Source organism: Mucilaginibacter phenanthrenivorans (assembly GCF_024721155.1).
Taxonomy (GTDB): Bacteria; Bacteroidota; Bacteroidia; order Sphingobacteriales; family Sphingobacteriaceae; genus Mucilaginibacter; species Mucilaginibacter phenanthrenivorans.
The window spans coordinates 138,081-151,271 of the sequence record NZ_JAHVAP010000010.1; the positions used below are offsets into that span (position 1 = coordinate 138,081).

Genomic DNA, 13,191 nt, shown 5'->3' on the forward strand with positions numbered 1-13,191 from the left:
CACTACTCGTCACTGTAGGTTTCTAATACATTTTCAAATCTAAACGAAAAATGATGGTGCTTTTCTATATCAATATAATGAGTCAGCGAACAATCTATATTATTACCGTCCCTTAAATCATATACCGTTTCCGGCCCGCTCTTGTTAACCCATTGTTTGTCTATCTGGTATTCGCGAATTATTTTATTATCGATATCAGATATAATGACTTTTTTATCGGAAGTTTTTATTAAAAAATCCTTTTGTTGTTCAGCTCTTGAATTAATATCCAAAGCAAATTGAGACTCTTTTCTATTTGTATGAGTATAGGCAATTGTCGCTTTTCCCGTTATTAGTTTATCAGTTCTTGTTATGATGTAACCTGAATCTGAATTAGTGTCTAACGACTTTACAGCTTCGGTATTGGGGTGTGCATTATTACTACACCCAATAAATAGCATTGAGGCGAACGATAGTGTAATCTTATTTATAAGGTTTATTTTAAATCGTATCATCTTTTTATTATCTAACTTTTGTGGTATCAGTGTATAAACTATCTCTATTATAATCGTCAAGCATTTTTTTTACATTGGGAGTGTTTTCTACTTGATTTTTCAAACCGGTTACTATTCTTTCTGATAATTTAACTTTTAAGTCTATCCCGTTTTTGTCAAGTATTAAAAATGATTTTGGCTGACCGTAGTTGTAATTCGCTCTTTCTGTTATTTTTTGATTGTAGAATCTTTTCAAAACAGTCAAATAGGCCACTGTGTCATTATCAGCACTCATGCTGTCAATTACATTATTTGGTTTAAATTTATTAGTTGATGGGTCGAACTTATCCTGATAGATCGTTAAAGTGTATTTATTAAGATTGACATTTTTGATATTGCCATTGTGGTGAGTGCAGCTTTGACAAACTGTTATTATTATTAAAATTGCAAATAGGTTTTTCATCGGTTAATTATGATAGGTTGTATTTATCGAAGTAAATTTAATAATATTAACAAAACTAACCCCAAAGTTCAATATTATATCCGCTTAAAATGAAAAAGACAAAAGATCTTCAAAAAAAAATTTATGTTAAAAGAATATGGGTTAACAAGAACGAATACGATTACATTTATATCCCTTTAAGCCAGTTTGATGATGTAAAAAAAGACGAGAAATTTAAATTGGAAAATAACAAACCTATAATGATGGTACTCGAAAAAGCACCATTTTGGTATGAATGGTTTAGATATGCGAAAACCAATTATAAAAAATTCATACTTTTTATTATAGCTGCAATCTTAACAGCGTTGATAACATTGTTATTAGAACATTATTTTAAAAAAGGAGCTTAATTTAAACCAAATGAACACCAACCCCTTATTTAACCGTTAAGCAACCAAAAGCGCGTAACCGGGTAAAATGTCAAGGGCGGGCAAGCAAAAAAACAAACACAACTGCCCGTTTATATACCCTCCTATGGAAAGCTTAGTGCTATTTAAACGTTAAAATACTAATATTTGATTTATATTATTCATTTTTTTCTTTCAGTCAGGAAAAACATGCCAATACAATGCACTGGCAGTTAATCTACTACCTTCTTATTAAAGATTACCCTTGTTTCTCAACCTCCTATTTGCGGTCATCACTAAAAGCCGCAGACATTAATCATGGGTATAAATAAAAGGCGCTGCCTACTTGACTTTTGCAGACTACCAATAAATTGCTTTAAATAAAGCCGCCGGGTATATATTGCAGTCACCTTTTTTTTTTTGAGTACAAACGGGAAAATCTTTTATTTTCATCGTTATTCTTATTGTTGTTATTGTCGTGTTAGTATGTGTGTAAACTCGAAGAGTTTTCCATATACTAACACGTATACATTTTGCTAACTTGTCGCCACCGATGCGTTATTCGTTAACCCGGTTTTATATTCTTCACCAGTTCTGACTACATGCCATATCCTTCGCAAAAGTTTATGTGCTACTTTGATAATAATCTTGTTGGCTTGTTTACCCGAATGACTTCTATAATATTCTTGCATAGTTGGATCTCTCCGTACAGACACCCATGCGCTTTCTATCATATAACTTCTTAATAAATTTTTACGTCTGTAAGTCAATCCTCTTACCTGCATTGTATCACCACTACTGTAAATGCTCGGTATTAATCCAACGTAACTGGCCAAATGGTCAAATTTATTAAACCTTCTGATATCGCCTAATTCGGCAAGTATACCGATAGCTATTGTCGGGCCAATACCAGGGATACTCATCAATAAACAAAAATCATTATTGTAATTGCTCCGAACGTACTCTCTTAGTTCCGCATTAAGCGTAAGCCATTCCCGCCGGGCAAAATCTAAATACCGTAGCTTACTGTGTAAACTAGAATGTCCTGACGAATACTTCCATTCCAAATCGTTAAGCCAGGTTATAAACCTCTTTGTCCATTTAACAGTATCACACTCCTGAGGAATTTTAATACCATAATAGAGTAATTCGCCTTTTATTTGACTTTTCAGTTTACGAACTGTTTTGGTTAAATTATTCTTCTGTCTAAACAGACTTCGGAGTTGCTCATGTTGTTCGTCAGGCACGTATATCCCAGTGAGATGGCCTGATCTCAGTTGCTTGGCGAGATGCCGGCAATCTACATTATCGGTCTTTTGATCTTTATTCTTTGCTGTCTGAGGTATATCAGACGGATTAAGGACCTTGACGCTCCAACCAGCAAGGCTTAATCGCCGGTATGGTATAAATCCACAGCATGATGCTTCATAACAACATTCGACGGAATAATCCTGGAAATTTTGATTAACATAATTTATTAAAATCTCCGGCTCTGATGGCATGCTGAACGTCTTGTGATCAAATAAGTCTGTTCGTATATTCACCGACCAGCTCGTCTTATGGACATCTATGCCAATAAATAATTGTTTCGTTTGCATAATCTTCAAGTTTTATTTGATAACAAAGCTTTCACATATATGCTTGACGTTTTATCCCGGTGTGGGCTATCTTCGCTTGACGTTTTATCCCGGTGTGGGCTATCTTCGCTGTAGCGGTGAATGAGGGATAATTTAATCAGTGTAGTTTGAATTTGACAAATGGTTATCATCCTCTAATTGTACGGTCGCTGCCGCTGGAAACTTTGTACATGCAAGTAACTTACCACCATCTTTTTAAGATGAATTTTATAAACATATAGCTATATACCAAAAACTTATCCTATTTTCAATCGACTTTAAAATGTCTCACCTTAATAATCCCAATGAAAAAAATATTGTTCATTATACCTATTATTTTGTTTGCCTGTACCAATCGTCAATCTAAGCAGCAGATAGCAGAAACTTTAGTAAAATCATACCTCAATGGCACGTTAAATGACCCTCATAGTTATGAAAGTGTACGCTTCGATACATTAGTGCCATATCATCAAAGCTATGCGTTGGGGGATCCAGTTGGCAAAAAAATGGATTTATTAGCAGCCTCGTATGTAGATAGCGCTTCAAAATATGACCCTGAAAGCATGGATAACATTCTTAATGAATCTAAACACCGTTTTCACTCTAATATTCGATTAAAAACATATTATAAAAGAAAAGAAGATAGCTTGGAAAATATTATAAATCTACAAGACAAGACCTACAAAGGAAAGCTGCAAAGCTACTCTATCGAACACACATATAGAGCCAAAAATGGCTTTGGTGCGTTAGGTTTACATAAATCACGATTCCAAATTGATACTTCATTGAGTAAGGTTACGTATGCTGAAGAAATAGATTAACATTTATTAGCCTTAGTGAATTTCTCAAAGACCTCTTCTGTCGTATGTAACAGCAATTCAACCTTTGGCATTAACATTTTAACCGATTCTTCATCAGCAATAAAACTTTCCCGATACCTTGCTTCGGAATATGCAGTTTGCAAGAGATTAAACATTTGCGAACCCTCTGTCGTGTTTAATTCAAACACATTCTTTAGTTCGTCTGTAAATAACAAGGTCAGCCTTATCATTCGTGATAAGTTATGGGCAGACATGCGATAACCTAATATCGCTTTAATAATTGCGATTAATGTGCTTTCAGCAGCTTGGTGCAATAGGAATACTGCAAGGGTGAAGTCTTTGTTTTCGATATAGTATTTAGCACCTTTCAGGAACGATTTGCCCTGTAGCCCCCATCTCTCCCAATCGATAGCAGACCTTTTTGTAAAATCATCCTCGGCAACCAATTTGAATTCTGGAAACTGAAGTTCAGGTACTTGGTAAATACCCATTCCCTTACTCATAACGTTGTTCCAAAACCGCTTGCCACTTTCTATGCCTTGCCTCGCTACGTTTGCCTTGTGCACAATAGCGATCACCGATATATGGTGGCGGCAAATATCCTCAATCTTATTGCCAACCTCGTGCTCGGCTATCTTTTCCTTTTCATCCAGTAAAATAAGCAGGTAATAGGTGAAAGGATGTTCATGTGTACCTAACAAGGTAACTGATTGAATGGATGGTATTTTATTTTTTATTGTATCAAGCACTTCATCCAGTGCCAATTTTTCTGCGGCTGTCAGGGTAGGATTAATTGGCCTTATTTCAATCGGCGGGCGTTCTATAGCGCAAACTTCGTTCGCCGTTTTTTTCGTCAACTTCGTTAACCCGTTCTTCAATTGCCGTTGGTGAATTAACCATGCAGCCGAATATAGTTTAAGCATGTTCTCATAAACCATTATTACTTCCCCAGGCACAACAGTTTCATCAATAGCTGAATTAGATAATGCCCAATGGAGCCAATCGTTTAAGTAGTCCCTAAATTGTTCTGGACTGATCTTTTTAAATATTTTCTTTACTACCTTATAGGGGTTTAAAAGTTCTTTGACAGAAAGATTGTTAGGGAAATATATCCATTTTTCTTTTTCTTCTTCCAATTGCGTTTCTGACGGAATCGAAAGGCGATATTTATTTTCCTCATAATCTAACCATAGCAAATAAAGGGCTTCTAAGAGCTTCATATTTATTTCATGGATAAAAAGCACGGAGCATGGACCATGCTTTTTACCCGTAAAGAATTTCTCGTTAATAACGTAATCTCGCCATTCCTTTAAGTCTCTTCGATGACTTTTAGGCCATGCGCAACTGAAAAATTCTTCAACTACAGATAATGGATTCTGTATCTCATAATGACGGAGATTTTTGGGATAGTGTTCCCATGGAGCATAAACACCGTAATACATAAGCTTTCTATTTATTCCGGCCTACATTAACCGGAACACAAAAGAATAAGTCGTTGGATGTGTACCGAACCATAGTCGGTTGTGTTTTACAATTCAATGGTTGTTTCGTACATTTACCATAATCATATACATTTGCATTATGTCAGAACCTACTTTACACATCGGACGAAAAATCAGTAGAATTCGTGAGTTGCGCGGAATGAAACAGGAAGCTTTAGCGGCTGAACTTGGTATCAGTCAACAAGCTGTGTCTAAGATTGAACAAAGTGCAGAAGTTGAAGACGATGCTTTAGAGAAAATAGCAAAGGCGCTGGGCGTACCTGTAGAGGGTATTAGAAAATTTAACGAAGAAGCTGTGTTTAACATTATCGGTAATACCGTAAACAACCATGATCAAGCTGCTTTTTTCAATTACTACCCCACATTTAATCCGATAGACAAGTTGGTGGAGTTATTTGAAGAAAACAAAAGACTTTATCAAGAACTATTACAAAGTGAACGTGAAAAAGTGGAAATACTTAGAAATAGCAAATAATCGATAAAAATCTACTTTTCAAGTAACCTAATAGTATCACTCAACCCTCATCTCATTGAAAAACACATAATGAAATTAAATTTACTTGCGGTTTTATTATTAATATGCTTGTTCGAGGTTTCCTGCGATAGTGTATCCAATGAAAACAAGGGCTATAACAATTATTCAAAGGCTCAATTGTTTATGAAAAATTTCATAAAACAAAATCCCGATATGGCGAAAAACGATATAAAGATGCAGGACGCTGTTTTATCTTACATAAGCCAATTTGAATCATTTATTGACACCAATGGTTTATCTGACACACGTTTTAAACTTAAAAGTTTGTCACCAATAGATAACGGGTATGGTCTTGGATATGTAATGCATTTTGAAAACGATACAGCCATTCCTAATAATGATATGACATCAAGTAGTCATTTGGACATTTTCGCTGTAACAGACAGAGAAACGGCGGAAAAATACACACAATCAGATACTGTGTTTTATAAAATAACTTCTTGCAATGAAGCAAAGCGCATACCATCCGATGACATCAGACTTGTAACGCAAGACATGATGTGGACGGGCGGCATTAATTTTGGTCAAGAATTTGATTTCGGAAATTATGTTGTTAAATCGCCTGTAATAGAGCAAATTAAATGAAATTGTGATTATTGAGTTGACAGGCAAACGCGGGTAGAAAGCTAATATATTAAAATGAAATACAATATCTATGTCTCGCAAAATGACCATGAAATCTTAGATTATATTACTGATGCCGGTATAAAACATTCGGATGATGATAGCGACCGTGTCTTCACATTTCTTTTTAATGATCACTTCCACTTAGTTATATTTTTTTCATCACCAGGGGACAAAGGTTTTATCATGTTCAGAATTGATGATATTAGAAACAACCTTAAAGAAGTCAAGAATCTTAAGATAATGTTGCAAGAGTTAGCGAGAACCATAGGTAATAAAAAGGTTCTAAATATCGCTCTTGCGCAAGTAGAAGATATAGAAATTGCAGGGGTTGCCGCGCAAGTTTTCAGGTCTGGAAAATAATTACCGAATTACTTACTTATATTGCTATCCATTCTGTTTAAAACACTTTAGATAATTTACTTCTTCTTTTTTAAATTTTGCAACCTCTTTATAGCTGCTTTGGCCTCCTTATTCTTGCGAAAGACTATATTTTCCATTGCGGTTTTTTCCAAAGCCTCGTCTTCCAATTTGACTGTATTATTTATCATGGCATCAGGATCTCTCAAATAAGTAGTATCTGCCCAATGGGTATATTCAGGGGCGGTTTGACGGATAGCCCGGTATTTAATATCATTAATTTCAAGGCGGTTATTTGCACTCCATAGATAACCGCTTAATCCAGTACTGATAGCCGTTATTATCAGCAATATCATTCCCGCAATAATCCATCTCTTAGTTTTTAAATCAAAAGAGTAGTTAAGGGTTATTGGTAAAGCAAGCTTAATAGCCTTCAAAATGCCTTTTGTTTCTATCAGGATGTTTTTCGTCTGATCATTCGAGTTAATCGTGTTTAAATTACTTGTACTGTTTTTTAAGCCCTGAATATCATTGTTATATTGTTTCAAAAATCCTTCTAAAGTTTGTTTTAAACTTTCAAAGTACGGGGAGTAATCAGCTTGCTTGATCTGTTGATTTTCCAATTCATTGACCTTAATAATCAACTGATCAACTATTTCTTCGTGGATGCTCTTTTCTGAATTTTCCATTCTATTAAATGTTATTAATTATTACCTGCTAATTTTATAACTTTCATTCGGGCTTTTACGCCGTTTCTTTTTTCGTTCGTCAGTGTCATTAACGTAAGGCATGGGCTCAACATAATCAGGCTCCAACAGTACTTCAAATAAAGACTTGCCACCAGTGCCAAAATTTTGTTGGTCAGTGAGCGTATGGGATAATACCACATTCTTCAATTCGCTAACAAAATGTAGATGCCTTGCTTGTTCGGTTCTTTCATGCTGTATGTTTTGGTCAATGGTTTTACAAATCCTGCCATAACTTAAACTTCGGTCAATTTCAGAGCCTTTAAATTTGGCATCCCCTTTAGAAAAACTGACACCCTGCACTTCCTTTGTTCCACTTTTGTACTTAAATTGCATTTCAATGCCCTTGTTTAACAATTGTCGCTTTAACTCATCAATGCTTTTAACCTGCTTGGTGATAGCCGTAATTGCATCGAATAAATCGTATTTGGTTTTATCCGTGCCTTTTAGTTGCTGTCGGTTCACCATCTTTTTATCGCTCGCTATATAAAAGCCATGTTTTAAAGTAAGCTCTTTAGCTATTTTGACATTTTTGAGGTGCTGAAAATTATCGGATATGGTTTTACCATTGTTGTCTACCCTGTTGTAAATGATATGTAAATGCGGATGTTCCTTATCTTGATGGCGTACTACTAACAACTGCGTATCTTTAATTTTCATTTTTTGCAGATACTCTTTTGCTATGCTAACCATAACATCATCGTTTAATTTGGGATCATCATTTATGCTCCAGCTTAAAATCATGTGGCCTACTGCCTGACCTAAACCGGGGTTCATCTTTCTTTGCATATTGAAGTCGTTTATGGTATGCGCAATGCTGTCGATACGTATGCCGTCCGCCATAAGTATTGTTGCATCCTTTTTCAGCAAGTTGTATTCTATGCAGCCCTTAAAGCTTTTTCCCGGTTTCGGTATTTTGCCTATCATCTTTATTAAAGTATTTGATTGCCTCGTCTATCTCATTTAATAACTCGTTGCATTTTTTCGCCAAACTAAGTATGCCCCCAACATGCGCCAACTTGGTTAGCTGATTAAGATTGTTAGCCATGCCTGCAAGCATGTGTAATATGCTGCGGTCTTCCGGGTTTAGCCGGGGAACAACCCTTGCCACTTTAGCGGCTGTCCTAAACCAATCGCTAATTCTCATGCCTGCGGACTTAGATTTGCTTTCTATGTGAAACCGCTCGGTAGCTGTTAATCTTACCCGTATATCCTGCTCCCGTTTCACCCTCTTTCTCGGCGCACCACCTTTATGTTTAGGCCGCTCGGTCTTAGGTTTTATATTTTCTTTTGATAGAATTTCCATAATCTTAATTGATTTGCAATACCCGTATAGCACTTTTTTTACCCCTAAAACCTTTTGCAACCAACGGGCGCAAAAGGCAAGTTTGCCCTGTGCCGGAGGCATCAGGGGAGTTTTTGTGGAACAAAAACACAAACTTGCTTCCTGTAATACGATAAAAAAGGTGCGCTAAAACGCCAAAGGCGTTTTGGTTAGATTTATACTTTTAGATTGTATTAAATTCCGGTATCTACTGACCGCCAATAAATTAGGCTGCCCGTTTTCGGATGGTAGGATGGTTCGTAATGAATGTACCCTAATTCATCTAGTTGCTTGATGCACTTATGATAAGTTGCAACCGAAGCGATTTTAGAAAATGCCATCAATTCCTTTCTGTTTACAGAAAACGGTATGGATAAATCACTCCGCTGCCAACATATGTATAACGCTGTAAACAGGCTTACATGGGTTGCCAATAGCTGTTTGTCGTTAGATATTCTTTTCAATAGCACGTTGAGGTTTTTTACTTGCTGTAAAATCATAATCCCTCCTTATTTATGCCGTTTAAAGAAATCACATTTTGGTCTTTGTGGTTTCCGTTTTCTAATAGCCTGTTAATGTCCTCAAGCTTGTAATAGTAAATACTGCCTATCTGGGTACAAGGCAGGGTGCCGTTGATACGTAGGTTTTGTAAAGTGCCTTGCGATACATTTAATAACCTCCGAACTTCATTGCTTTTTAAGAACTTCTTTGATTGTCCTTGTCCGGGTTGTAGGATTTGCTTAATGGCATTAAGCATTTCATTTTTAAACTCCCTTAAATCTTCTTTCGTGATGATCTCCAAATTCATGTTTTGTCCTCCTAAATATTGTTAATTATATCAGCCGGCTGCAATCATGGTAAATGTTGCTTACTGGCTGATTTTAACTCAAAGGTGGACTGCAATACATGGAAATGTATGCCCATTAGTGGCGTTTGGGCACGGGAAAGGAACTGATTATTACTTAGCCTAATCCGTTGACGGCTTAATTTTAAAAATCTTTTCCTTTTCAGGTATAAAAATATATTTCGATGATTCCGGCGAAGAAAAATAATGCTGTGCTGTTGCCAAAGCAATCGGCTTATCGCCATGAAGAAAGTTTTTAGCAATCATTTTATACCACGGGCTATACGCTTGCGTACTCAATAGTTTATTGCCGTTTGGCAAAAGCAGTCGTTGTAATTGTTGCATCAAATCCATAAATGCCGATAGATTACCCTTGTTGATTTTTATTTTTTCACTGGCCTCAAAAGCGTTAAGGTCATTAAGCTGATTTTCCAGTTCTTCAATTTTGGCCTTTAACTGTGTTATTTGTTCATCTTTTTCACCAATAATTGTTTCCATTGGTTTGCTTTTATGCCATTGGTCAATTGTGGTTAAAAACTCTTGGAAACCCCTTAATTGACGGATGCGTTCATTATTGGCGGCATGGTTTGATGCGAACGGATCTTGCCTTTGAAAGTATCGGATTCTTGTTGATATAATATCTTCAACACTGTAAAAAAAAGCCTCTTCCTGGTCAGGAAACCTCTTTAAAAAATCTTCGAGGTGAAAATGGTAATAATCTGAAAATTCAGATTCTTCAATCTCATAAAGTCTTAATAATAAGAAATTATCCTCTGCCTCTTTGTTTTGTATGAACGGCCTGCCAATTTCATAGCGATGTGGTGACAAATCAAATCGGCCACGGAATTTAAAAAAGTTGGTTTTCTTTGGTTTCATAGTGAAAATAAAAATGGCAAAATATCTCACAAATATTTTGCCATTAACAACTTACCGTCAATAATTTAACATTGTTACCAATCTTCGGATTTGAAACCAATCCTTTTACGTGGCTTCGGGTCTTCCTTATCCTCAATCAATTCATCAAGGTAGCGAAATACTACTTCCATATTTTTATCCTGATTGTCCAGCTTAGATTTGATTTTTTCTATTTCAAGCCTTAATTCCGTATTATCCATGAACATATGGCGAATACGTGTAAAGATTCGGATAATCTGAATGTTTACATTGATGGCCCGTTCACTATTTAAGACGCTCGATAACATTGCTACACCCTGTTCTGTAAAGCAAAAGGGCATAAATCTTAAACCCATCAGGTCGGAATTGGAGATCACAATTTGTGATCTCCAATTTTGAAACTCCTCCTTAGTCATCTCAAACATGAAATCATCAGGAAATCTTGTAATGTTCCTGCGGACGGCCTGTTTCAATATTCTCGTTTCAACATTGTACAAAACCGCGAGATCACGGTCTATCATTACTTTTTGGCCTCTGATATAGTATATCTGATTCATTACTATTTCATCAGGTATAATCGGTGTTTCCATTATCGTATAATTTAAGTAGCTAATTGAGTTAATTTATTAGGGTGCTTAAATACTTGCATATTTATTTTTAAGCATGGCCATGTCTTGGCTTACTTTCAAATCAAGGATTTTAGCGTAGTGCTGTGTAGTCTTGATATTAGTATGACCGAGCATTTTACTTACACTTTCTATAGGCACACCGTTAGATAAGGTTACGGTAGTGGCGAATGTGTGTCGGGCGATGTGGAAAGTAAGCGGTTTATCAATCCCGCAAAGGCCAGCTATCTCTTTTAAGTAGGCATTCATTTTTTGATTTGATGCTACCGGTAACACTTTCCCAGTATTACAGCAAACAGGATTTTCTGTATATCTATCCAATAAATTCAATGCAGATGGTAATAGAGGTATTCGACTTGGCGTGTCTGTTTTTTTACGTTTGGTGTAAATCCACATTTCACCGTCAAGCCCTTTTACAATTTCCGAACTTTTAAGCTTGTTAACATCGGCATAGGCTAATCCAGTAAAACAGCAAAATAAAAAAATATCCCTCACCTGGTTAAGACGTTCAGTTGAAAAAACCTTATTTGCCATAGCCTGTATTTCTTCCTGATTGAGGAAAGTACGGTCAACTTGTTTAATCCTTATCTTATAGTTTATAAAGGGATCTTTCGTTAGCCATCCGCTTGCCAAACAAATACCAACTACCTTTTTGAAATTCTTGATGTATTTAAAGGCAGAGTTATTAGCGCATTTGCGTTCAGAGCGGAGATAAAACTCATAGTTGGTTATAAAATCATGGTCAATTTTTTGAATATCAATGTCTGATACTTTGTATTGCCATCTTAAATAGTCCTCTGTGTGCTTTAAAGAAGTCTTGTAGCGGATGTATGTTCCCGCTGCATATTCACTTCCAACTAAAGTGGCTACTTTCTTATTGTGGTCTTTAAATACCTCAATAAGCATCTTGCCTTTTTCCTCTTTGCCTAAAAACTTGTTTTTTAAAGTTTCTGCGGTTACAACACTTTGTGTGTCGTTTAATTGGCGATGGGCTTCATATACCTGTGATTGCAGGTTATCCAAATAAGCATTTAAAGATTTAATTTCTTCTTTAGTGCCTTTAAACCGCCCTGCAATGCTGTTCCATAGCGATGGCTCACACTCTCGCCCGGATGTAGTTTCGGCTCGCTGTCCGTTTACGGTTATGCGTAAATAGATTGGAACGCGGCCATTTTCGTAATTTTTTGGCTTTTTTAAATAGAAAAGCAAACTGAAATTAGTTTTCATAATGTTTTAGCATTAAAAGTGAAACAAAATTAAGCTTGCAATCGGCTGTACACAAGATGTTCATTTATTGAACAGGTTGATAATCAAAATGATAAGTCGTTTTGGTGAGTAAGGTTTTCAGAAAGTCAACTCACCGAATTACTCACCTTGCAAATGCGAAAAGATGGGTAAATAGTAACATTTGACTATAAAAGAAATGCCTGCAATCGTGTGATTTGCAGGCATTTACTCTGTTTTGATACTAAATTCAGTGGAGCCGGAGGGATTCGAACCCTCGTCCAAACATGGTATAAGGTAAGCTTTCTACATGCTTAGCTTCTGTTTAATTGTAGGGAAGGGGAAGGCCAGTTGCATGCCTGTACCGTCTTCCTTAGGTGCTTTGTTTCGCCTGCTATGCACACCATTAAGCAGGCTATTTCCGTTTTTCGATGCCCCGGTTGCCGATCCAACGAAACAGAGAACCGGCGGGACAAAAGCTAGCTAAATTCTAAATTAAGCAGCTAAGGCGTAGTTATTTTCGCCATTTGTGATTTTGAGTGTTCTGATTAGAGCGCTAATTCACCCAACGCGCTGCATGCTTACTTACTTATCTCCATCCTGTCAATTCCGGTCGACCCCATTTTTTGAAGCCTTAAGTATTGAGTAAATAGTCTTAAGTCAACTGCAAATATACAGAAAATTAGTAGCAGATGGTAGCGGCAGTAGCAGTTTTCGAGATATCAATTCAAATACTGCCGCTTCATAATACTA

Annotated in this window: 16 protein-coding genes and 1 other RNA gene; 5 read left to right on the top strand and 12 right to left on the bottom strand. The window is 36.3% G+C overall.

The window, feature by feature from the left end:
- Positions 1-2 precede the first annotated feature (2 nt).
- Both KXD93_RS22675 and KXD93_RS22680 read right to left on the bottom strand, forming a co-directional pair.
- Positions 3-494: a hypothetical protein gene (locus KXD93_RS22675; protein ID WP_258139662.1), complete on the bottom strand. Its 492-nt coding sequence runs from the start codon at positions 492-494 to the stop codon at positions 3-5.
- A gap of 7 nt (positions 495-501) precedes the next feature.
- Entirely contained in the window at positions 502-936 is a 435-nt protein-coding gene (locus KXD93_RS22680; RefSeq protein WP_258139663.1) for a hypothetical protein, read from the bottom strand.
- 89 nt (positions 937-1,025) lie between these two features.
- Between KXD93_RS22680 and KXD93_RS22685 the strand changes: the two genes are divergently transcribed.
- The gene (locus KXD93_RS22685) at positions 1,026-1,325 is read left to right on the top strand and encodes a hypothetical protein (protein ID WP_258139665.1); all 300 of its coding nucleotides are present in this window, start codon (positions 1,026-1,028) and stop codon (positions 1,323-1,325) included.
- Between the two features lie 533 nt (positions 1,326-1,858).
- Here KXD93_RS22685 and KXD93_RS22690 read toward each other — a convergent pair.
- A complete protein-coding gene (locus tag KXD93_RS22690) occupies positions 1,859-2,920 on the bottom strand; it encodes an IS110 family RNA-guided transposase (RefSeq protein ID WP_258139666.1) in 1,062 nt (353 codons plus the stop codon).
- 323 nt (positions 2,921-3,243) lie between these two features.
- On the opposite strand from KXD93_RS22690, the gene KXD93_RS22695 reads away from it, so the two are divergent.
- Positions 3,244-3,759, top strand: a complete 516-nt coding sequence (locus KXD93_RS22695) for a hypothetical protein (protein WP_258139667.1) — start codon at positions 3,244-3,246, stop codon at positions 3,757-3,759.
- Here the strand turns inward: KXD93_RS22695 and KXD93_RS22700 are convergent.
- Positions 3,756-5,201, bottom strand: a complete 1,446-nt coding sequence (locus KXD93_RS22700; protein ID WP_258139668.1) for a HEPN domain-containing protein — start codon at positions 5,199-5,201, stop codon at positions 3,756-3,758. The two genes, KXD93_RS22695 and KXD93_RS22700, sit on opposite strands and share 4 nt — an antisense overlap.
- A 139-nt stretch (positions 5,202-5,340) precedes the next feature.
- Between KXD93_RS22700 and KXD93_RS22705 the strand changes: the two genes are divergently transcribed.
- The 3 genes from KXD93_RS22705 (at position 5,341) to KXD93_RS22715 (ending at position 6,783) form a co-directional block, all read left to right on the top strand.
- Positions 5,341-5,736 (top strand): helix-turn-helix domain-containing protein, encoded by a 396-nt coding sequence (locus tag KXD93_RS22705; protein ID WP_258139669.1) that lies wholly within the window; start codon positions 5,341-5,343, stop codon positions 5,734-5,736.
- A 69-nt stretch (positions 5,737-5,805) separates the two neighbouring features.
- Positions 5,806-6,381 (top strand): hypothetical protein, encoded by a 576-nt coding sequence (locus KXD93_RS22710; RefSeq protein WP_258139670.1) that lies wholly within the window; start codon positions 5,806-5,808, stop codon positions 6,379-6,381.
- Positions 6,382-6,435: 54 nt separating this feature from the next.
- A complete protein-coding gene (locus tag KXD93_RS22715; RefSeq protein WP_258139671.1) occupies positions 6,436-6,783 on the top strand; it encodes a hypothetical protein in 348 nt (115 codons plus the stop codon).
- Positions 6,784-6,839: 56 nt separating this feature from the next.
- Here the strand turns inward: KXD93_RS22715 and KXD93_RS22720 are convergent, their stop codons facing one another.
- From KXD93_RS22720 to ssrA, 8 genes are all read right to left on the bottom strand, one after another.
- Positions 6,840-7,469 (bottom strand): hypothetical protein, encoded by a 630-nt coding sequence (locus KXD93_RS22720; protein WP_258139672.1) that lies wholly within the window; start codon positions 7,467-7,469, stop codon positions 6,840-6,842.
- A gap of 21 nt (positions 7,470-7,490) precedes the next feature.
- Entirely contained in the window at positions 7,491-8,453 is a 963-nt protein-coding gene (locus KXD93_RS22725) for a relaxase/mobilization nuclease domain-containing protein (RefSeq protein WP_258139673.1), read from the bottom strand.
- Positions 8,416-8,832 carry a plasmid mobilization protein gene (locus KXD93_RS22730; RefSeq protein WP_258139674.1) on the bottom strand — a complete coding sequence of 139 codons (417 nt, stop codon included), beginning with the start codon at positions 8,830-8,832 and terminating at the stop codon, positions 8,416-8,418. The genes KXD93_RS22725 and KXD93_RS22730 overlap by 38 nt, the downstream gene beginning before the upstream one ends.
- 514 nt (positions 8,833-9,346) lie before the next feature.
- Positions 9,347-9,658 (bottom strand): helix-turn-helix domain-containing protein, encoded by a 312-nt coding sequence (locus KXD93_RS22735; protein ID WP_258139675.1) that lies wholly within the window; start codon positions 9,656-9,658, stop codon positions 9,347-9,349.
- A gap of 159 nt (positions 9,659-9,817) precedes the next feature.
- Complete coding sequence (locus KXD93_RS22740) at positions 9,818-10,570, bottom strand: hypothetical protein (protein WP_258139676.1); 753 nt, start codon at positions 10,568-10,570, stop codon at positions 9,818-9,820.
- A 74-nt stretch (positions 10,571-10,644) separates the two neighbouring features.
- On the bottom strand, positions 10,645-11,178 hold the full coding sequence (locus KXD93_RS22745) for an ORF6N domain-containing protein (protein WP_258139677.1): 534 nt from the start codon (positions 11,176-11,178) through the stop codon (positions 10,645-10,647).
- Positions 11,179-11,223: 45 nt separating this feature from the next.
- On the bottom strand, positions 11,224-12,441 hold the full coding sequence (locus tag KXD93_RS22750; protein ID WP_258139678.1) for a site-specific integrase: 1,218 nt from the start codon (positions 12,439-12,441) through the stop codon (positions 11,224-11,226).
- A gap of 248 nt (positions 12,442-12,689) precedes the next feature.
- Positions 12,690-13,059: a transfer-messenger RNA gene (ssrA, locus tag KXD93_RS22755) on the bottom strand.
- Positions 13,060-13,191: the final 132 nt, after the last annotated feature.